General features: G+C 70.8%; 18 protein-coding genes. 13 read left to right on the top strand and 5 right to left on the bottom strand.

The window, feature by feature from the left end; genetic code table 11:
• Nucleotides 1–81: 81 nt before the first annotated feature.
• From ACZ69I_RS12105 to ACZ69I_RS12120, 4 genes are all read left to right on the top strand, one after another.
• Nucleotides 82–1,485, top strand: coding sequence for a DUF6421 family protein (locus ACZ69I_RS12105; RefSeq protein WP_470831849.1), 1,404 nt, complete (start codon nucleotides 82–84; stop codon nucleotides 1,483–1,485).
• Nucleotides 1,486–1,511: 26 nt separating this feature from the next.
• Nucleotides 1,512–2,252, top strand: coding sequence for an SDR family NAD(P)-dependent oxidoreductase (locus tag ACZ69I_RS12110; protein WP_470831851.1), 741 nt, complete (start codon nucleotides 1,512–1,514; stop codon nucleotides 2,250–2,252).
• Nucleotides 2,253–2,287: 35 nt separating this feature from the next.
• Nucleotides 2,288–3,358: a threonine aldolase family protein gene (locus ACZ69I_RS12115; RefSeq protein ID WP_470832045.1), complete on the top strand. Its 1,071-nt coding sequence runs from the start codon at nucleotides 2,288–2,290 to the stop codon at nucleotides 3,356–3,358.
• 78 nt (nucleotides 3,359–3,436) lie between these two features.
• Nucleotides 3,437–4,033: a transglutaminase-like domain-containing protein gene (locus tag ACZ69I_RS12120; RefSeq protein ID WP_470831852.1), complete on the top strand. Its 597-nt coding sequence runs from the start codon at nucleotides 3,437–3,439 to the stop codon at nucleotides 4,031–4,033.
• A 27-nt stretch (nucleotides 4,034–4,060) separates the two neighbouring features.
• Here ACZ69I_RS12120 and ACZ69I_RS12125 read toward each other — a convergent pair whose 3' ends face one another.
• Nucleotides 4,061–4,789 carry a lysophospholipid acyltransferase family protein gene (locus tag ACZ69I_RS12125; RefSeq protein WP_470831854.1) on the bottom strand — a complete coding sequence of 243 codons (729 nt, stop codon included), beginning with the start codon at nucleotides 4,787–4,789 and terminating at the stop codon, nucleotides 4,061–4,063.
• Nucleotides 4,790–5,015: 226 nt separating this feature from the next.
• Here ACZ69I_RS12125 and ACZ69I_RS12130 point away from each other — a divergent pair, with 226 nt between their 5' ends.
• The 4 genes from ACZ69I_RS12130 (at nucleotide 5,016) to ACZ69I_RS12145 (ending at nucleotide 8,164) form a co-directional block, all read left to right on the top strand.
• Nucleotides 5,016–5,342, top strand: coding sequence for a thioredoxin family protein (locus ACZ69I_RS12130; protein ID WP_389718961.1), 327 nt, complete (start codon nucleotides 5,016–5,018; stop codon nucleotides 5,340–5,342).
• Nucleotides 5,343–5,575: 233 nt separating this feature from the next.
• On the top strand, nucleotides 5,576–6,085 hold the full coding sequence (locus ACZ69I_RS12135) for a flavin reductase family protein (RefSeq protein ID WP_470831856.1): 510 nt from the start codon (nucleotides 5,576–5,578) through the stop codon (nucleotides 6,083–6,085).
• 231 nt (nucleotides 6,086–6,316) lie between these two features.
• Nucleotides 6,317–7,102 (top strand): electron transfer flavoprotein subunit beta/FixA family protein, encoded by a 786-nt coding sequence (locus tag ACZ69I_RS12140; RefSeq protein ID WP_389718965.1) that lies wholly within the window; start codon nucleotides 6,317–6,319, stop codon nucleotides 7,100–7,102.
• Nucleotides 7,103–7,201: 99 nt separating this feature from the next.
• The gene (locus tag ACZ69I_RS12145) at nucleotides 7,202–8,164 is read left to right on the top strand and encodes an electron transfer flavoprotein subunit alpha/FixB family protein (protein ID WP_467675721.1); all 963 of its coding nucleotides are present in this window, start codon (nucleotides 7,202–7,204) and stop codon (nucleotides 8,162–8,164) included.
• 60 nt (nucleotides 8,165–8,224) lie between these two features.
• On the opposite strand, the gene ACZ69I_RS12150 is transcribed toward ACZ69I_RS12145, so the two are convergent.
• Nucleotides 8,225–9,121, bottom strand: a complete 897-nt coding sequence (locus tag ACZ69I_RS12150) for an endonuclease/exonuclease/phosphatase family protein (RefSeq protein ID WP_467675719.1) — start codon at nucleotides 9,119–9,121, stop codon at nucleotides 8,225–8,227.
• A 243-nt stretch (nucleotides 9,122–9,364) separates the two neighbouring features.
• Between ACZ69I_RS12150 and ACZ69I_RS12155 the strand changes: the two genes are divergently transcribed.
• From ACZ69I_RS12155 to ACZ69I_RS12165, 3 genes are all read left to right on the top strand, one after another.
• Nucleotides 9,365–10,657, top strand: a complete 1,293-nt coding sequence (locus tag ACZ69I_RS12155; RefSeq protein WP_470831859.1) for a DUF6986 family protein — start codon at nucleotides 9,365–9,367, stop codon at nucleotides 10,655–10,657.
• Between the two features lie 75 nt (nucleotides 10,658–10,732).
• Nucleotides 10,733–12,481, top strand: coding sequence for a serine/threonine-protein kinase (locus ACZ69I_RS12160; RefSeq protein ID WP_470831861.1), 1,749 nt, complete (start codon nucleotides 10,733–10,735; stop codon nucleotides 12,479–12,481).
• The gene (locus ACZ69I_RS12165; RefSeq protein ID WP_470831862.1) at nucleotides 12,475–12,945 is read left to right on the top strand and encodes a hypothetical protein; all 471 of its coding nucleotides are present in this window, start codon (nucleotides 12,475–12,477) and stop codon (nucleotides 12,943–12,945) included. Before ACZ69I_RS12160 ends, ACZ69I_RS12165 begins: the two co-directional genes overlap by 7 nt.
• Nucleotides 12,946–12,998: 53 nt before the next feature.
• On the opposite strand, the gene ACZ69I_RS12170 is transcribed toward ACZ69I_RS12165, so the two are convergent.
• A complete protein-coding gene (locus tag ACZ69I_RS12170; protein ID WP_467675710.1) occupies nucleotides 12,999–14,039 on the bottom strand; it encodes a LacI family DNA-binding transcriptional regulator in 1,041 nt (346 codons plus the stop codon).
• Between the two features lie 199 nt (nucleotides 14,040–14,238).
• On the opposite strand from ACZ69I_RS12170, the gene ACZ69I_RS12175 reads away from it, so the two are divergent.
• The gene (locus ACZ69I_RS12175; RefSeq protein ID WP_470831864.1) at nucleotides 14,239–15,207 is read left to right on the top strand and encodes an ROK family protein; all 969 of its coding nucleotides are present in this window, start codon (nucleotides 14,239–14,241) and stop codon (nucleotides 15,205–15,207) included.
• A gap of 127 nt (nucleotides 15,208–15,334) precedes the next feature.
• On the opposite strand, the gene ACZ69I_RS12180 is transcribed toward ACZ69I_RS12175, so the two are convergent.
• The gene (locus ACZ69I_RS12180; protein ID WP_470832046.1) at nucleotides 15,335–16,780 is read right to left on the bottom strand and encodes an NF041680 family putative transposase; all 1,446 of its coding nucleotides are present in this window, start codon (nucleotides 16,778–16,780) and stop codon (nucleotides 15,335–15,337) included.
• A 138-nt stretch (nucleotides 16,781–16,918) separates the two neighbouring features.
• Nucleotides 16,919–18,979 carry an NPCBM/NEW2 domain-containing protein gene (locus tag ACZ69I_RS12185; protein ID WP_470831865.1) on the bottom strand — a complete coding sequence of 687 codons (2,061 nt, stop codon included), beginning with the start codon at nucleotides 18,977–18,979 and terminating at the stop codon, nucleotides 16,919–16,921.
• A 266-nt stretch (nucleotides 18,980–19,245) separates the two neighbouring features.
• Between ACZ69I_RS12185 and ACZ69I_RS12190 the strand changes: the two genes are divergently transcribed.
• Complete coding sequence (locus ACZ69I_RS12190) at nucleotides 19,246–20,514, top strand: ABC transporter substrate-binding protein (protein ID WP_470832048.1); 1,269 nt, start codon at nucleotides 19,246–19,248, stop codon at nucleotides 20,512–20,514.
• The last annotated feature ends 1 nt before the right edge of the window (nucleotide 20,515 follow it).

Below are 20,515 nucleotides of genomic sequence, written 5' to 3' on the forward strand. Positions count from 1 at the left end.
TTTCCCGAGACCCCCCTTGTCGCGGAGAACCTCGCACGCATACGGTGTTCTGACGCGAGGTTCTCCCGTGGAAGGTGGGTCATGACGGAAATTCTTGTGCAGGCGGGTACGGAGGGTGCGGCTCCTACCGCTGAGGGGCGGGTGGTGGACCACCCGGCGTGGCCGGTGCTCAAGGACGCCGTCGAGGACATCCGGCCCTGGCAGTCGGCGGACGGGTCCATCGACTTCGAGGCGGACGGTGCCCCGGCGAGGAGCATCGCCGAACTCGCCGTGGACCGCGTGATATCCGCGGTCGACGAGCTCTCCCCGCTCCTCCCGCACGACGCGGCGTACCACCGGGCGCTCGTCGCGGACCTGCGCCGCTGGGCCGAGGACGGATTCCGGGTGCCGGACTTCCTCGACTCGCTGCTCGCCTTCCAGCCCGCGGCGCGCCGCGAGGACGGCCTGCAGCACCTGGTCGTCTTCCCGATGTACACGCAGAACGGCAACCCCGACCGCAATTTCGAGGCGGTCGTGCTGCGCATGGTCTGGCCCGACTGGCTGGCCGACCTCGAGCGCACGCGCTACGACAACCCGCTCTTCTGCGGCATCACCTTCGAGGACTTCACCGCCGGGTACGACACGAACTCGGCCGTCCTCTTCCCCGAGACCATCGCGGTGCGCGAGGCCCCCGAGCGCTTCTCCTGGGGCGGCATCTTCTGCGACCGCGAGGCGGCCCGCTTCCGCCGGGTCACCGAGGCCGCCGTGGACCTCCTCGGGCTCGAACTGCCCGACGACATCCGCGAGATGGTCGGCGACCAGGACCGCTGTGAGCAGGCGTTCGTCCTGTGGGACATGGTCCACGACCGCACCCACAGCCACGGCGACCTGCCGTTCGACCCGTTCATGATCAAGCAGCGCCAGCCGTTCTGGATGTACGGCCTGGAGGAGCTGCGCTGTGACCTCACCGCCTTCAAGGAGGCCGTGAAGCTGGAGGCCGAAGGCGTCCCGCAGGCGCGCGACGTGCAGTTCGCCGTCCTCTTCGACCGGATGTTCCGCTTCCCGGTCACCGGCGACCGCGTCAAGAACTACGACGGGCTCGGCGGCCAGCTCCTCTTCGCCTACCTCCACAAGCACGACGTGGTCCGCTGGACCGACAACCAGCTCAGGATCGACTGGGAGCGCGCCCCGCAGGTCACCAACCAGCTGTGCGGCGAGATCGAGGACCTCTACCGGGCCGGCATCGACCGCCCGAAGCTCGTCCACTGGTTCGCGGCGTACGACCTGGTCTCCCGGTATCTCGCCCCGCACCCCGGATCGCGCTGGGCCAAGGGCCCCGACGCCCTGGACACCTCGCTGCCGCCGCGCAAGCTCGTCGACGAGGTGCTTCCCGACGAGTTTCCGCTCAGCATGTTCTATGAGGCGCTCTCCAAGAAGCTGAAGAACGTGATCGCCTCCACCAAGGGGATCACCGCTTCTTCGAGCGCCGAGAAGGCCGCCGCGTGAGCGGCCGCCAGGAGGAGGCGAGGACCATGTCCGCACTCGATGGAGCCGTGATCGCGGTGGCCGGAGCGGCCGGCCCCGCGGGCCGCGCCACCCTGCTCAGGCTGGCCGAGGCAGGGGCCACGGTCGTGGCGTCGGACGCCGACCCCGCGCGCCTCGCCGAAGCGGTGGACGCCGCGCGGTACGCGCACGGCGGGGCGACCGTCATCGGAGACACGGTCGATCTGCTGGATCTGGACGCGGCCCGCGAGTGGGCGACGCGCGCGGAGAAGGAGTTCGGGCGGATCGACGGCCTGGTCCACCTCGTCGGCGGCTGGCGCGGCAGCAAGAGCTTCGCCGAGACCGACCTCGCGGACTGGGACCTCCTGGAGAAGCTCCTGATCCGTACCGTGCAGCACACCTCGCTCGCCTTCGAGGACGGTCTGCGGCGCAGCGACCGCGGCCGCTATCTGCTGATCAGCGCGGCGGGCGCGAGCAAGCCGACCGCGGGCAACGCGGCGTACTCCGCCTCCAAGGCGGCGGCCGAGGCCTGGACGCTCGCCCTCGCGGACGCCTTCCGCAAGGCGGGGGGCGAGGACGGCCCGCGCGCGGCGGCTGCCATCCTGGTGGTCAAGGCGCTGGTGCACGACGCGATGCGCGCGGAGCGGCCCAACGCGAAGTTCGCGGGCTTCACGGACGTCAAGGAGCTGGCCGAGGCCATCGCCGGTGTCTGGGAGAAGTCCGCCGGTGAAGTGAACGGAAACCGCTTGTGGCTGACCGAGAAGCCGTGACCGCGCGCGATACGACCGCTCGTGACGACATGCCCGTGAACCCCCCGAAGACCGACGCCCGGCGCCGGCACGACCCGGAACTGCGCGGCTTCGCGAGCGACAACTACGCGGGCGCCCACCCGGAGGTCATGGCGGCCCTGGCGCTCGCCAACGGCGGCCACCAGATCGCCTACGGCGAGGACGACTACACGGACCACCTCCAGCAGGTGATCCGCGGCCACTTCGGCCCCACCGCGGAGGCCTTCCCGGTCTTCAACGGCACGGGGGCGAACGTGGTGGCGCTCCAGGCGGTCACGGACCGCTGGGGCGCGGTGATCTGCGCCGAGTCCGCGCACATCAACGTGGACGAGGGCGGCGCCCCCGAGCGCATGGCGGGCATCAAGCTGCTGACCGTGCCCACGCCCGACGGCAAGCTCACCCCGGAGCTCATCGACCGCCAGGCGTTCGGCTGGGACGATGAGCACCGCGCGATGCCGCAGGTCGTCTCGATCGCGCAGAACACCGAACTGGGCACGCTCTACACGCCCGACGAGATCCGCGCGATCTGCGACCACGCGCACCAGCTCGGCATGAAGGTGCACCTCGACGGCTCCCGCATAGCCAACGCCGCGGCCGCGCTCGACGTCCCCATGCGGACCTTCACGAACGCGGTGGGCGTCGACATCCTGTCGCTGGGCGGCACCAAGAACGGTGCGCTCTTCGGCGAAGCGGTCGTGGTCATCAACCAGGACGCCGTCCGCTCCATGAAGCATCTGCGCAAGATGTCCATGCAGCTCGCCTCCAAGATGCGCTTCGTCTCGGTGCAGTTGGAGGCGCTGCTCGCCAAGGACCTGTGGCTGCGCAACGCGCGGCACGCGAACGAGATGGCGCAGCGCCTCGCGGAAGGCGTCCGGTCCGTGCACGGCGTGGAGATCCTCTACCCCGTACAGGCCAACGCCGTCTTCGCCCGCCTGCCGCACGACGTGAGCGAGCGCCTGCAGAAGCGCTACCGCTTCTACTTCTGGGACGAGGCGGCCGGTGACGTCCGCTGGATGTGTGCGTTCGACACCCGCGAAGAGGACGTCGACGGGTTCCTGGCGGCGCTCAAGGAAGAGATGGCGCGCTAGGAACCAGGTCTGCATAGGTATACGGCCGTCCGCAAAGTCATTGACGTGCGGTCGGCCGTATTCCTATGCTCCCGTGGCATGCGACTGATCCAGGAAAACCCTGACCTGTCGGCGTACTTGGCCGCCGACGAGGTCGTCGACCACCACCACCCGCTGGTCCGCGAGACGGCGGCCGCTCTCGCAAAGTCATCCGCCGATACGTACGACTACGCGCGCGCCGCCTTCGAGTTCGTGCGCGACGCCGTGCCGCACTCGCAGGACGCGGGCCGCACGGAGGTCACCTGGCGCGCCTCCGACGTCCTGCGGGAGCGCACCGGCATCTGCACCGCCAAATCGCACGCCCTGGCCGCCCTGCTGCGCGCCGAGGACATCCCGACGGCGTTCTGCTACCAGCGGCTGCGGGACGACAACACCAGCGGCTACTCCCTGCACGGCCTGGTCGCCGTACGCCTCGACGGCGCCTGGCACCGGCAGGACCCGCGCGGCAACGTACCCGCCGGTGTCGACGCGCAGTTCCGTCTTGGCGAGGAGCGGCTGGCCTGGCCGGTGGACCCGGCGGCCGGTGAGGTGGACTACCCGGCCCTCTACGCCGAACCGAGCCCGGTGGCGCTGCGCGCGCTCAAGGAGGCCACGGACCGGCCGCACCTCTGGCGCATCTACCCCGCCCGGCTGTGAGGGGCGAGCCGTGACGGAGCGGTCCGGTCAGGTCGCCTCGGCGGCCTTCACCTCGGCTGGGGTCGGCGCCGTGCCGCCCAGGTGTGCCGGCATCCACCACGTGTCGTCGGGGCCCTTGGGGCGCACCGGGTAGGCGCGCTGGGCGGCCTCGAGGAGCTCCTGGCAGCGCTCGCGAAGGCGTCGCGTGATCGCGCCCGCGTACTGGTCCTTCGGCGCTTCCACCGGCTCACCGACGCGGATCGTGATCGGGATGTGGCTGCGCTTGAAGTTGCGCGGCTGCCCCTTGGTCCACAGTCGCTGCGTGCCCCACAGTGCCATCGGGACCAGCGGGACCCCGGCCTCCTGCGCCAGCCGCGCGGCGCCCGACTTGAACGTCTTCAGCGTGAACGACGGCGAGATCGTCGCCTCGGGAAAGACGCCGATGATCTCACCCGAACGCAGCGAGTCGAGCGCGTGCTGGTAGGCGGTCTCACCCTGCTTGCGGTCCACGGGAATGTGCTTCATTCCGCGCATCAGCGGCCCGGAGATCCTGTGCCGGAACACCGACTCCTTGGCCATGAAGCGCACGAGCCGCTTCTGCGGAAGCGCGGCGAGACCGTCGAAGATGAAGTCGAGGTAGCTGATGTGGTTGCTGACGAGGACAGCGCCGCCCGTGCGTGGGATGTTCTCCGACCCCTTGCAGTCGATCTTCAGGTCCCATGCCTTGAACAGGGTTTTCGCGGCACCGATGACCGGACGGTAGACAAGCTCTGCCATGGGTGGGGAGGGCCCTTCGTTTCTCTGCCGGGGGAGGGGGCTCCCGGCGGGAGGTTACGCAGCCGTAGGTTTTTCGGCGTTGCGCAGATCGTGCCCCAAGAACGGACGACTGACCAGCCTTGGTGCCCCCGACCCGGGAGATTCTCGTCACGTAGGAATGTTTGCGGGCCCGAAGGCGCTGTACCGGGGAGTGACCGGAGCGAGGCCCTGGGGGCGGGAGGCAGAAGTGCCAGGACACGACACCGGGCGGCGGCTCGGCGCGGCCGACATCGGTGAGCGGCTGGGGGAGCGGGCGACGCTCGTCCAGTTCTCCAGCGCCTTCTGCCAGCCTTGCCGTGCGACGCGCAGGGTCCTCGCGGACGTGGCCGCGCTGGTCCCGGGGGTCTCCCACGTCGAGATCGACGCCGAGGCCGAGCTCGATCTCGTACGGGAACTGCGCGTGGTGAAGACACCCACCGTCCTCGTCCTGGACGCGGCCGGACGCGAGGTGCGCCGCGCGGCCGGGCAGCCCCGCAAGGCCGATGTCATCGCCGCGCTGGGGGAGGCCGTGTGACCGGACGCCCCGCAGGTCACAGTCGTCGGCGGGCGTTGCGGCCGTGACGCATCTTTCATCTCCCGGAAAGGGCTTGACTGCATGTGGCAGCTATCGCGAGCCTGCTTCCATGCCCCGGGACCTCCTGTTGTACGAGCGCGTCCACGTGGACCTCGCCCGCCATGCCAGCGCGCGCTGTCCGCAGTGCTGAGCACCGACGTCTTCGCTCGTACCTCCGGCAGAAGGACAACCCCATGACGGCATCGCCGGCCCTCAGTGCCCCCCGTCCCGCCACCCCCGATCTGCTGCGCTCGGTCTTCCGGCAGCACGCCGCGGGTGTCGCCGTGATCACCGCCGCCCGCGGCTCCCGCCCGGTCGGCTTCACCGCCACCTCGCTCGCCTCGGTCTCCGCCGAGCCGCCGGTGGTCTCGTTCGGCATCGGCACCGGCTCCTCCAGCTGGCCCACGGTCTCCGAGGCCGAGTTCGTCGGCGTCCACATACTCGGCGAGCACCAGAAGGAGCTCGCCGCGACGTTCGCGCGCAGCGGGGCCGACCGCTTCGGCCCGTCCACGAGCTGGCGCGCGGGGCCCGAGGGGGTCCCCGTCCTCGACGGCGCGCTGGCCTGGCTGGTGTGCCGGGTCGTCGCGCGCGTGCCCGCGGGCGACCACCGCATCGTGCTCGCCCAGGCCGTCGTCGGCGACGGCGTCGACGACGGGCGCCCGCTCCTCTACCACCAGGGGCGCTTCAACGCTCTGCGCGACTGAGAGTTCCCGCCCGGCAGGGTTCCGCCCGATTACGGAGCGTTGGGAAGGTCACAGTTCAAAGCGCTTGCTCAGGGGGAATGAACTGGGTGTACTCATGAGTAATATTTCGGTCGGAGCGGGGGCCGCCCCGACCGGGATCCGCCGCTTCAGGCGCCTATGCTGCCTGCAAGAAGGCAGTAGCCATCAGCCTAGGCAGCAGCCCAGTAAAGACGATGCAGTAGGAGACCCGGCGTGAGCTTGAGGATCGTTGTCTGTGTGAAGTACGTGCCCGACGCCACCGGCGACCGGCACTTCGCCGATGACCTGACCGTCGACCGGGACGACGTCGACGGTCTGCTGTCCGAGCTCGACGAGTACGCGGTCGAGCAGGCGCTGCAGATCGCCGACGAGGCGGACGACGCGGAGATCACCGTGCTGACCGTCGGCCCCGAGGACGCCAAGGACGCGCTGCGCAAGGCGCTCTCCATGGGCGCCGACAAGGCCGTCCACGTCGAGGACGACGATCTGCACGGCACCGACGTGATGGGCACCTCGCTGGTGCTCGCGAAGGCCATCGAGAAGACCGGCTACGACCTGGTCATCACCGGCATGGCCTCGACCGACGGCACCATGGGCGTGCTGCCGGCGATCCTCGCGGAGCGCCTCGGCGTCCCGCAGGTCACGCTGCTCTCCGAGGTCTCCGTCGAGGACGGCACCGTCAAGGGCCGCCGTGACGGCGACGCCGCCAGCGAGCAGCTGGAGGCCTCCCTGCCGGCCGTCGTGTCCGTGACGGACCAGTCGGGCGAGGCCCGTTACCCGTCGTTCAAGGGCATCATGGCCGCCAAGAAGAAGCCGGTGGAGTCGCTCGACCTGGGTGACCTGGACCTGGAGGCCGAAGAGGTCGGCCTCGAGGGCGCCTGGACCAAGGTCGACTCCGCCACCGAGCGTCCGGCCCGCACGGCCGGCACGATCGTCAAGGACGAGGGCGAGGGCGGCAAGCAGCTCGCCGAGTACCTCGCGGGCCAGAAGTTCATCTAGCCGCCGGCGGGCCCGGGGCTCACCCCGGGCCGGCCCAGAGGCTCGCAGAGCCCGCCAACCGCCCCCAGATTCTTCGCACTCGCAGGAGATTGAAGTCCCATGGCTGAAGTTCTCGTCTACGTCGACCACGTGGACGGCGCCGTCCGCAAGCCCACCCTGGAGCTGCTGACCCTGGCCCGCCGCATCGGCGAGCCCGTCGCCGTCTCCCTCGGCACCGGCGCCGAGGCCACCGCCGCCACGCTCGCCGAGCACGGCGCGGTCAAGGTCCTCACCGCGGACGCTCCCGAGTTCGCCGACTACCTCGTCGTACCGAAGGTGGACGCGCTGCAGGCCGCGTACGAGGCCGTCTCCCCGGCCGCCGTGCTCGTCCCGTCGTCCGCCGAGGCCAAGGAGATCGCGGCCCGTCTCGCGGTCCGCATCGGCTCCGGCATCATCACCGACGCCGTCGACCTCGAGGCCGGCGACGAGGGCCCGGTGGCCACGCAGTCCGCGTTCGCCGCCTCGTACACCACCAAGTCCCGCGTCTCCAAGGGCACCCCGGTCATCACGGTCAAGCCGAACTCGGCCGCCGTGGAGGCCGCCCCGGCCGCGGGCACCGTCGAGGCCCTCACGGTCTCCTTCTCCGAGAAGGCCACCGGCACCAAGGTCGTCTCGCGCACCCCGCGCGAGTCGACGGGCCGCCCCGACCTGACCGAGGCCGCCATCGTGGTCTCCGGCGGCCGCGGCGTGAACGGTGCCGAGAACTTCGCGATCATCGAGGCGCTCGCCGACTCGCTCGGTGCCGCCGTCGGCGCCTCGCGCGCCGCGGTCGACGCCGGCTGGTACCCGCACTCCAACCAGGTGGGCCAGACCGGCAAGTCGGTCTCCCCGCAGCTGTACATCGCCTCGGGCATCTCCGGCGCGATCCAGCACCGCGCGGGCATGCAGACCTCGAAGACCATCGTGGCCATCAACAAGGACGCCGAGGCCCCGATCTTCGACCTGGTCGACTACGGCGTGGTCGGCGACCTCTTCGAGGTCGTCCCGGCGCTCACCGACGAGGTCAAGTCCCGCAAGGGCTGAGCCCGTCGTACGTCCGAGGCCCTCGTCCCCGCGGTGCGCGGGGGCGGGGGCCTCGGCGCGTCACAGCGTCAGCGTCGCCTGGACCGGCAGGTGGTCGCTCGGGTACTGCCCGCCGAGCGTGAACGTGTTCATCGACGCGGCGTGGACCTGCGCCGTCGGCCGGGTGAGGACCCAGTCGATCCGGCCGCCGTCCGGAGTGAGCGCCGCGTAACCGTGGAACGTGCCGTACGCCTTGCCGCGCTCCTTCGCCGCGTCCCAGGTGTCGACGAGCCCGGCGGCCAGCATGGTGTCGTACACCGGGTTCTTGTGGGCCACCGCGTTGAAGTCGCCCGTCACGACCACCGGCCGGGACGCGTCGAAGCGGCCGATCCGCTCGGCGAGCAGCGTCGCCGAACGCGCGCGTGCGTTCTGGCTGACGTGGTCGAAGTGGGTGTTGAGGACGTACAGCTGGGTGTTGGTGATCCGGTCGAGGAAGCGGACCCAGGTGGCCATGCGGGGCGAGTTGGCCCCCCAGGTGTTGGACGCGATGAGGCTCGGGGTGTCGGAGAGCCACAGGTGCTCGTACTCCAGCGGGGCCAGCCTGCGGGTGTCGTAGAAGACGGCCATGAACTCGTCGCGGCTGCCGCCCCCGACGCCCGTGCCGATCCAGTCGTAGTCGGCGCCGAGATCGGCCTCGATGTCCTGCAGCTGGTAGTACAGGCCTTCTTGGGAGCCGATCACGTGCGGCTTGGCGCGGAGCAGCAGCTCCCGGGTCACCGGGCGGCGTGCGGACCAGGGGTGCGGCTGTCTGCTGCTCGCGAAGCGCAGGTTGAACGACATCACGTCGAGGCGGGCGTCCGGCGCCGGAGCGGCGTGTGCGGGGCCCGCCGAAAGCGCCGTGCCGAACAGCGGGAGGGCCGCGCCCGCGGCGAGCGCGCGCAGGCCACTACGGCGCGAGAAGGGGGAGTCGATCGGCACAGGTCTCCTTGTGTTCGGGCCGCGCGGCCGGCACCGGGGGCGCGGGGAGGATGGGGACACCCTGTCCGTGTCGGCGGCCCGCGAGGGGCCGGGACACGCGTGAATGCGGCCGGTCGGCTACGGATGCAGGACACGGGAAGGTGTTGACCAGCAGGAAGGTCGCGGATAACTTCGCTATACGGATTGTTGATTCCGTGGAGCGGAAATGTCGGGCGCGGCACCGAGCGTGTGGAGGATGCAGGAATGGGTCAGCAAGAGCAGGTGGCAACGAGCCTCGCCGGAGCGGTCAGCGAGGGCATCAGCGCTTCCCTCGCCCCCGTGGACGCGGAGCTCGCGCGCCGCTACCCCGGAGACCCCGGCACCCGCCAGCCCGTCCACACCGTGTACGTCCCCGGCGAGCAGTTCGACGCCGACTCGATCCGCACCTGGGGCGACAAGGCGCTCGCGATGCTCGACGAGCACGCCCCGGACGCCGCCTCCTTCGCCGCGGTCCTCGGCCTGACCGACGACCTCGCCGACGCCGTCTACACGCGCGTGCGCACCAAACTGGAGCGCGAGCCGGTCGAAGACCTGCGCATCGACTTCGAGGACGGCTACAAGGGCGCCGACGAGGACCAGGACGCCGCCCGCGCGGCCCGCCTCGTCGCCGAGGCGTACCGGAACGGCACCGCCGCCCCGTACATGGGCATCCGCATGAAGTGCATGGAGGAGGCGGTACGCGACCGAGGCATCCGCACCCTCGACATCTTCCTGTCCGGCCTCATGGAGGCGGGCGGCCTCCCCGACGGCCTCGTCCTGACGCTGCCCAAGGTGACGTACCCCGAGCAGGTCACCGCGATGGTGCGGCTCCTGGAGGAGTTCGAGAAGGCGCGCGGCCTGGAGCGCGGCCGCATCGGCTTCGAGATCCAGATCGAGACGAGCCAGTCCATCCTCGCCACCGACGGCACCGCCGCCGTCGCCCGCATGATCCAGGCCGCCGAGGGCCGCGCCACCGGCCTGCACTACGGCACCTTCGACTACAGCGCCTGCCTCCACGTCAGCGCCGCCTACCAGGCCAGCGACCACCCGGCCGCCGACCACGCGAAGGCCGTCATGCAGGTCGCCGCCGCCGGCACCGGAGTCCGCGTCTCCGACGGCTCCACCAACGTCCTGCCCGTGGGCACCACCGAGCAGGTCCACGACGCCTGGCGGCTGCACTACGGCCTGACCCGGCGCGCCCTGGCCCGCGCCTACTACCAGGGCTGGGACATGCACCCCGGCCACATCCCCACCCGCTACGCCGCCGTGTTCGCGTTCTACCGCGAGGGCTTCGAGGCCGCCGCCGCACGCCTGGCCGCCTACGCCGGTCACCACGAGGGCGGCGCCGTGGCCGACGAGCCCGCCACCGCCAAGGCCCTCGCCGGCTACCTGCTGCGCGGCCTGGACTGCGGCGCCCTCGACGCCGGCGAGGTCACCCGCCTCACCGGCCTCACCCTGGCCCGCCTGCAGGGCTTCTCGGGCCCGCGCCGCGGCGACCTCACGGGATCGGGCAAGTAACACCGGAGCTCGGCCGTCACTGCTGCCCCGTAGTCTGTACGCCACGGAAAGTGGTGTCGCAGGAACGGGGCAGCGGTGCATTCGGGGGACCAGGAACAGACGGACGGGGTCGGCAGACTCCTCGCCGGGCGCTATCGCGTCGTGGCTCAGCTGGGACGCGGCGGCATGGGCGTGGTGTGGCGCGCCGTCGACGAGGTGCTGCACCGCGAGGTCGCGGTCAAGGAACTGCGCACGTACACGGACGCGGCCGGCCCCGAACTCGCCGACCTGCGGGTGCGGATGCAGCGCGAGGCCCGCGCGGCCGCCCGCGTGCGCCACTCCGGCGTGGTCGCCGTGCACGACGTCGCGGAGGTCGACGGACGGCCGCTCATCGTCATGGAGCTCGTCGACGGCCCCTCCCTGGACGACGTCCTGCGCGACCGCGGCACCCTCGGCCCCCGCGAAGCCGCCGGTATCGGCGCCAAGGTCATGGAGGCCCTGGCCGCCGCGCACCGCGCGGGCGTACTGCACCGGGACGTGAAGCCCGGCAACATCCTCCTCGAAGCCGGCGGCCGCGTCGTCCTCACCGACTTCGGCATCGCCACGATGGACGACCCCGGCGACGGCTCGTCCACCCACCTCACCCGCAGTGGCGAACTGATCGGCTCGCTCGACTACTTGGCGCCCGAGCGCGCCCAGGGCCACGAGCCGGGACCCGCATCCGACGTCTGGGCGCTCGGCGCCACGCTGTACGCCGCGGTCGAGGGCTCCTCGCCCTTCCGCCGTACGTCGACGTGGTCCACGCTCACCGCGATCGTGGTCGATCCGCTCCCCGAGCCCCGACGCTCGGGGCCCCTGACCTCCGTACTGCAACAGCTCATGCACAAGGACCCGCAGGCGCGCCCGGACGCGGAAACGGCGCGGCTGCTGCTCGCCGACGTGGCGGCGGGAGCGCACGCCCCCGCTGCGCGGGAGCCCGCGCCGGGACCGTACGGGACCACGGAACGCAGCATCCCCAGCACGCCCCCGCCAGGCTTCGGCCCCCCGCCCGCCGCGACACCGCCCGCCGCGACACCGCCCTCTCTGCCACCGCAGGGCCACGCCGCCCCCGCGAGCCGCGCCGAGACGCGCTCCACCGCCCGGCGCCCGCGCCGCGGCCGTGCCCTGCTCGCCGCCGCCGCGGTCACCGTCGTCCTGGCGGCCACCGGAGCGGCCGTGGCGTTCCTCGGTGGCGAGGAGGACAGCGGCAGTCGGGCCCGGCAGGACGTGGGTGCGGGCGGCGAGGGCCCGGCCGGGGACGACGACAGCCGCGGCCCGCTCGGCGGCGGGTCGAAGCGCCCCGAGCCGTCGGGGCAGGGCGACAAGAAGGCCCGCGAGCCGGACCGGAAGCCGTCCGGCGACACCGGCAAGGCCGACAAGGCCGACGACAAGGACCGCAAGCACCGCCCGGCCAAGGGCGCCGACGGAAAGGACGACGACGGGTCCCCCTCGCGCCCCGACCCCACCGGCAAGCCCACCGCGGGCGGCTCCGGAGGATCGTCGGACAGCGGTGACGGCGCCGCACCGGCCTGTCATCCGGCAGGCGGCGGCAAGTACGACTGCCAGGTGTGGCGCACCGCGAAGTCGTACACGGCGGGCGGCGCCCCGGCGGGCACGCTGAACTCGGGCACCAACTACTTCTACTGCCAGCAGAACCTGGGCCGCCGCGAGACGTACGGCCGCTGGACGAACGTCTGGTGGGCCAGGACGGACGACGACAGCGGCAACACCGGCGTCTTCGTCAGCGACGTCTACCTCAAGGGCGGCGACAACGACAAGCCGCTGCCCGGCCTGCCCACGTGCTGACGCCGGATACCGACGAGCTGTACGCGCGTGTCGAGGCCGCCGCGGCGGGCACGCCGTACTGGCTGCGGCGGACGGAGCAAGGGTTCGACCTGTACGTGGACGTCCCTCGAACGGGCCGTGAGGAGCGGCTGCACACCTACCGCGTCGCACTGCGCCCGCCGGAGAAGACCTTCACCATGACGGACGTCGTACGGACCGTGCGGCGCGGCCCGTTCGGAGCGTCGAGCACCACGGTGGAGACAGGCCGCGTCCGGTACCGGACGTGGGGCCGATCGCCGGACGGCAGTGAGCGGCACGCCTTCTCCTCCGCCGACGGCCACCGGTTGATCCGGACCGCGGCCGGGGGACTGGGCTGGGCCGAACTCAAGCCCGCCGCGCAGCGGGCCGCCCTGGTCGCCGGAGCCGTCGGCGGCCTCATCGCGGTCGGCGTGCTGATCGGTCTCGCGGTGGCCTTCTGGCCCTGAGCGCCTGTCTCTGAGGGCCTGTGGCGCGCTCCGAGCCCCGTGAAACCCCGGCCTCAGCCCGCCGGCGGCAGCTCGCCCGATCCGCGCGTGATGAGCCGTGTCGGCAGCTCCACCCGCTCCGGGGCCTCCGAAGCACCGTCCAACTGCCGGAACAGTCGCTCGGCCGCCGTCCTGCCCAGCTGCGCCGCGTCCTGCGCGACGACGGTGACGCCCGGGCTCAGCAGATCCGCGAGTTCGATGTCGTCGAAGCCGACGAGGGCCACCGGGCGGTCGAGCGCGGCCAGGACGCGGACGACCGTCACCGTCACACGGTTGTTGCCCGCGAAGACCGCCGTGACCGGCTCGGGGCCGCTCAGCATCTCCTCGGCCGCCGCGCGCACCCGCTCCGGATCGGTGACGCCGAGCGAGACCCACTCCTCGTCGACCGGGATGCCCGCGTCCTCCATCGCGGCGCGGTAGCCGCGCAGCCGCTCTATGGCGGTATGGATGCGCGGCTGGTCGCCGATGAAGCCGATGCGGCGGTGACCGTGCGCGATGAGGTGCGCGACGCCGTCCCGCGCGCCGCCGAAGCTGTCGGAGAGCACCACGTCGGCGTCGATCTTCCCGGCGGGCCGGTCGACGAAGACGGTGGCGACACCGGCGGCGATCTCCGGCTCCAGATAGCGGTGGTCGTCCCCGGCCGGGATCACCACGAGCCCGTCCACCCGCCGCGCGCACAGCGCGAGCACCAACTCCTGCTCGCGGTCCGGGTCCTCGGCGCTCGACCCGTTGATGAGCAGCGCGCCGTGCGCCCGGGCGACCTCTTCGACGGCGCGGCTGAGCGGTCCGTAGAAGGGGTCGGCGAGGTCCTCCAGGACGAGGCCGATGCTCGCGGTGCGGCCCTTGCGCAGCACGCGCGCACTGTCGTTGCGGCGGAAGCCCAGGGCCTCGATGGCCTCCTGGACGCGGCGTTCGGTGTCGGGCGTGACGCCCGGTTCGCCGTTCACGACGCGCGACACGGTCTTCAGGCCGACCCCCGCGCGCGCGGCGACGTCCTTCATAGTCGGCCGGTTGCCGTACCGGTTCTCGGGTCGTCGGGCGGCGGTCTCGGCCACGGTGCGCAGTCCTGTCCTGTCGTACGAAGTCGTCCACGGAGTAGTCCACGGGGTCCCCATGGGACGTCCACGCTTCTTTCACGGGGGCCGTCCATGAGCATGTGGCGTCGAGCATAGGGCCTGGACAACGTTGTCAGATGCAGGGGAGACTGACCTTCGCACTCTCCGGCCTGCCGATACACCAGGAGACCCGACACAGATGCACATGGACCTCGTCGCCGCACTCGACATCGGCGGCACCAAGATCGCCGGAGCCCTGGTGGACGGCCGCGGCCGGATCCTCCTGCGCGCGCAGCGGCCGACTCCCGCGCGCGAGGACGGCGACACTGTGATGCGGGCGGTCGAGGAGGTCGTCGGGGAGCTGACGGCGGGTGAACCGTGGGGCCGGGTCAGGGCCGTGGGCATCGGCAGCGCGGGCCCCGTCGACGCGTCGGCCGGCACGGTCAGCCCCGTCAACGTCCCCGGCTGGCGCGGCTACCCGCTCGTCGACCGCGTGCGCGCGGCCACCGGCGGCCGTCCCGTCGCCCTGGTCGGCGACGGCGTGGCGATGACCGCCGCGGAACACTGGCAGGGCGCCGCCCGCGGCCACGACAACGCTCTGTGCATGGTCGTGTCGACGGGTGTCGGCGGCGGCCTCGTCCTGGGCGGCAAGCTGCACCCGGGCCCCACCGGCAACGCGGGCCACATCGGCCACATCAGCGTGGACCTCGACGGCGACCCCTGCCCGTGCGGTGCGCGCGGCTGCGTCGAGCGGATAGCCAGCGGCCCCAACATCGCGCGCCGCGCCGTGGCGAACGGCTGGGTCCCGGGGCCCGACGGCGACACCTCCGCGGCGGCGGTGGCGACCGCGGCCCGCGCCGGGGACCCGGTCGCGGTCGCGTCCTTCGAGCGGGCGGCGCAGGCGCTGGCCGCGGGCATCGCCGCCACGGCCACGCTCGTCGAGATCGACATCGCGGTGATCGGCGGGGGAGTGGCGAAGGCGGGCGACGTCCTCTTCACGCCGCTGCGCAAGGCTCTGCGGGACTACGCCACGCTCTCCTTCGTCCAACGGCTGACGGTGGCACCCGCGTTGATGGGCACGGACGCGGGCCTGGTGGGAGCTGCGGCGGCCGCACTCGACATCGAGCCGAGCGCGGCTGTGGGCGTGCGGTCGACGGTGGGTGGCTGACTCTCCGGGAGGAGGGCCATCTCCGGGAGGGGGGAGGGCCACCGTCCGGCGCGCGGACCGGGGATCAGTGGGTCGTTTCCGCGCGCCGGGCCGGGGATATGGCACAGGCTCTCAGCTTGTTCTTTATCTACCAGGATCTTCCGGGCTTGCCGATGGCCTTGAGACTGTCGGGGCGTTTGACGGTTTTGCCGACGTCGTAGCGGGGTGCCCGGTGTTTGTTCTTGGCGCCGGGAGGCCGTCCGGGGCCGGCTCCTCGGGGTTTGGGAACACGGGTCGGGCAGGCGAGGTGAGCGCGGATGTTCCTGAACCCCCGGCGGACCCGGGCCGGGGTGAGCCGGTCGGGGGCGGTGGGTTTTTCCCAGGGCCGGCGGAGGTCGGCGGCGAGTGGACGGGCAAGTCGGAGCTGGGTGTGGGCGACGATCAGGATCCAGGTCCAGCGGTCCGCTGCTTCGGGAGTGCGGAGTTTCGGGGTGGTCCAACCGAGGGTCTGCTTCACGAAGCGGAAGGTGTGCTCGAGGTCGAAGCGGCGGAGGAATGCCTGCCAGAAACGGTCCACGTCATTCCGGGTAGCGCCGGTCTTGGAGGACCACAACCACACCGGTGGGGCATCTCGGTCCTTCGATAGATGTTCAACCTCCAGCCGGATCAACGTGCCTTCCACCAAGGGAAGTTCACCGTCGTGGTCGAGCCAGGAGGAGCGGTGGGTGAGTCTCGGGTGGACCCGGTCCCATACCTGGGTTTCGGCCCTGCCGTAGTTGGTGGTGTCGGTGACGGTCGTGATAACGGGCTCGGGCCAGGTCTCCGGCTTGGTGAAGTGGAATTCCGGGCCGTGCTTGGGCGGGCGTCCGCCCTTCGGGTCGTAAACGCGGGGTGGTTTTGGCAGCCGCATGACGCGGTCGGAGCGGACCCGGCCGACCAGCTCGACGGGGAGGTCACGCAGGACCCAGGCCAGGCGGGTGACGTCGTAGCCGGCATCGCTGACGATCACGATATGCGGGTCGCCGTTCCGCCAATGCCCTGCGGCGATGAGCCTCTCGACGACACCCCGCAGCTGGTCAGCGGTGATCGCGGTCGCGTCGTCCGCCGGTCCGAGTCGGACCGCGTCGAGGATCGCGGTCCAGGACGTGGCGCCCGGCTCCAACACGGCGACGAAGGAGTAGGGCCAGCCCGGAATGAATTGTGACGCCGTCTTCGCACGGCCGTAGACGTGGCAGAACAGACGGTCCGCTGAGCAGGGCGCGTCCGAGCGGAGCCACGGTGACACATCGACCGCCAGGACCAGACGGCCGCCGTCGAACCGCGGCAGCGACAACCCGGCCAGCACCGTCCGCAGCCGATCGACGTCGATCCGGCCGTGGTTCAGCCCGCCATACATCGCTCCGTGCCCACGACGATGCTCGGGCAGCAGCGTCAAGTCCACCGGAGACTTCACCGCACCGTCCGCACACAGCACCGCATCCACCAACTCGAACAACTCGTCGCGCCGAGTGGTCAGACACTCGTAAAACTCGCCCCGGAAGCGTGACGCTTCCGCGAACGCTTCCCTCCGGACAGCATCAGGCAGCAGACTCACCCTCACGGCCTTCGTCGTGGTCACGTGCACCTTGGTCGGAGCACACGATCAGACGAAGGCCGCCTCCACGTCCGGCAAATCACCAGGTGAGCGACCCAGTTCTAGTCACTGTTCGAGGCCGGTAGGTAAAGAACAAGCTCAGCAGCTCAGCTTCGCCTCCGCCCAGTCGCCGTGGTCCGAGTCGATGCCGTCGCCGCCGTCCGTGGCGACGAGGCGTACGACCCGGGCACCGGTCACGTCCGCGGTCAGCTCCCGGGCGGGCAGGGCGTTGGTGAGCGTGCCGGTCGAGGCGGCCTTCTCGCCGTCCGCCCAGATCTCGAAGGCGACCGTGCCCTTCGTGCCCTTCTCGTCGTCGACGCCCACCTGCGCGGTGACCTGCTCGCAGGCGGCTCCGGTGTAGTACTCGACGGCGCTCTGCGCGTGCACTCCGAGACCCTTCGCGTACACCTTCCCACCGATGGTGATCGGCTTTCCGTCGCCCGGGCGCTCCTCGCCGTTGCTGGTGTCGCGCTCCACGGGTCCCCAGCCGTTGGTCGTCGAGAGCCAGGGCAGACCGCTCAGCGACGAACTGCCCGCGGGTGGCGCGACGACCACCCGCGAGGTGAGCGGCAGCACCTGCTCGACGCGCGTGCCCCGCGGCGAGCGGTAGGTGACCTTGAGGGGTATCTCGTACGGTCCCGCCTTCGCGCCCGCGGGCGGGGTGACCGACCAGGACGTGGCGAGCGTCCGGCCGGTCCGCAGCGAACCCGCCGTGCTCGGCGTGGTGGCCCGCACGGCCCATCCTTCGGGGGCGCCGAGCGAGACGGAGACCCGCTGGGCCGTCGACCGGCCCAGGCCGGTGACCTCGGAGGTGACCTTCGCGGTCTTGCCCGCCTCCGCCAACAGGCCGCCCCTCAGGCCCAGTTCCACGGCCGGCGGGTGATGTGACCACTGACCGTCGGCGGCCACGCGCAGCAGCACCGTGCCGTGCGCCGGGACGGTCGCCGCGATCCGGCCCGCCGTGTCGTAGCTCTTGTGCTGCCACAGGTCGCGCAGCGTGTACGCCGCGGCGTTCGGCAGCCCGACCGCCTTCGCCGTCGTCGCGACGGACTGCGCGCTGTCGGTCTCGTTGAACAGGGCGACGGCGCGGCTGCCGTCCTTCATCTCCTTGGCGACGACCCAGCGGCCGCCTTCCGACGAGACGACCTCGCCCTGCTTGCCGAGCGGGTCCTGGTCGACGGCGATGACTTCTTCGTTGCCGAGGATGTCGAAGGTCGCGGGGGTGGCCTTGCGCAGGTCGGACCCGATGAGCAACGGCGCGGCCATGATCGACCACATAGAGAAGTGCGTACGGTACTCGGTGTCCGTCATGCCGCCGTTGCCGACCTCGAGCATGTCCGGGTCGTTCCACCTGCCGGGCCCCGCGTGCGGTGCGAGCGGCAGATTCTGCTTCATGATCGACAACATGGAGCCCCAGTTGTCGCTGATGTCGCCGGTGGTGCGCCAGAGGTGGCCGACGTCCGCGGCCCACTCCCAGGGCTTGTTCTCGCCCCATTCGCAGATGCTGTAGACGATGGGCCTGCCGGTGGATTCGGCGGCCTCCTTGAGGGCGTCCCGCATCGCGACGTACCGCTGTTTCGCGTCGACGCCCTGGTTGTTGCAGTTGTCGTACTTGAGGTAGTCGACACCCCAGTCGGCGAACTGCCGCGCGTCGCTGCGCTCATGGCCGAGCGCACCGGGGAATCCGGCGGAGTTGCAGGTCTTGGTGCCAGCGCTGGTGTAGATGCCGAGCTTGAGGCCCTTGGCGTGCACATAGTCCGCAACTGCCTTGATTCCGTTGGGGAACCGTGCGGGGTCGGGCACCAACGTGCCGTTCGCGTCGCGCTGCGGCAGTGCCCAGCAGTCGTCGAGGTTGACGTACTGATACCCGGCGTCCTTGAGGCCCTTCTCGACGAAGAGGTCGGCGATCCCCTTGACCATCGCCTCGTCGAATTCGGCTCTGCAATGGGTGGAGTTCCAGTTGTTGAATCCCATGGGCGGGGTGAGGGCGAGGCCGTCGGGCAGCCGCACGCCGGGATCGGTGGCGGCCGGTGCCGAGGCGGCGGGGCCGGTGGTGTCACGGGCCGCGGCGGGCGTGGCCAGCCCGGCGGCGCACAGCAAGGCGGCGGTCAGCGATCCGACCACTCTTCGGCGGGTGGTGCGGGCGGGGAGTTGACGCATCGTTACGTTCCTCCGTACTCGCGGAAGATGGGGGGCTTGCATGTACGTGTCACACGCGCGCTTACGGTAGGGCTTGTTGGACTCTGTTGGAAGAGGAGCGGTACTGGTTCGGCCGCCCGGTGCCGGAACCCTTGACGGCAGTGCCTCTGGGGAGTGAGATCCCAACCCTCGCGTTCGGTTGTGTTCGGTTGAACCCCGAGGAGGGGGACATGGCACAGTCATCGTTCAGCGGATCCGTCCCGCCGGAAGGCGGGGGCGGACATCGGATGTCCCGGCGCGATCTTCTGCGCGGCACCGCCGTCGGCGCCGGGGCCGTCACCCTTCCCGTACTGCTCAGCGCCTGCGGTGAGAAGCCGGGCGGCAAGAAGAACCACGTCACCATGGGCTCCAACTCCTCGGACGAGGTACCGAAGAAGGCGTTCCAGGACGCCTTCGACGTGTACAAGAAGAAGACCGGGAAGACGGTCGAGGTCCACACCACAGAGCACAACGAATTCCAGCAGAACATCACGCGCTATCTGCGCGCCACGCCCGACGACGTCTTCATGTGGTTCGCCGGATACCGCATGCAGTACTTCGCGGAGAAGGACCTTCTGGTCGACATCAGCGATGTGTGGAAGGGCTTCCGAGGCTTCTCCCCGGCGCTGAAGGAGCAGTCCACGCACAAGGGCAAGCAGTACTTCGTGCCGTACTACTACTATCCCTGGGCCGTCTTCCACCGCACGAGCCTCTTCAAGAAGCACGGTTACGAACAGGCCAGGACCTGGGACGAGTTCATCGCCCTCGCCAGGAAGATGCACAAGGACGGAATTCCGGTCGCGTTCTGCGACAAGGACGGCTGGCCCGCGATGGGCACCTTCGACTACATCAACCTGCGACTGAACGGATACGCATTCCACAAGAGCCTGATGGCGGGCGAGGAGGCCTGGACCGGTGCCAAGGTCAAGGAGGTCTTCGACCTGTGGCGCGAACTCATGCCGTACTACCAGAAAGGCGCGCTCGGCCGCACCTGGGAGGAGGCCGGTCAGGGCCTGCAGCGCCGCCGGACGGGCATGGCCGTCTTCGGAATGCCGCACCCGGGCCAGCAGTTTCCCGAGGAAGAGCGCGACGACATCGACTTCTTCGCCTTCCCCGAGATCGACCCCGAGCACCGCCAGGACGCGGTGGAGGCGCCGATCGACGGATTCCTGATCGCCGAGAAGGCCAAGAACAAGGACGCGGGCAAGGCGCTCCTGAAATGGCTGGGCACCCCTGCGGCCGAGGACATCTATCTGGCCGGCGACCCGAACAACGTGGCCGTCAACGACGGCGCCGACACCTCCACATACACCCCGCTGCAGAAGAAATCCGCCGAGCTGGTCTCGGGCGCCCGCCAGATATCGCAGTTCCTGGACCGCGACACCCGCCCCGACTTCGCGCAGACCGTCATGATCAAGGCGCTGCAGGACTTCATCGACAACCCGAAGGACGTCGACGGCCTGGTCAACAGCATCGAACGGCAGAAGAAGGACATCTTCTCGCAGGATGTCGGCTGAC

Source organism: Streptomyces sp. NPDC036815 (assembly GCF_055609205.1).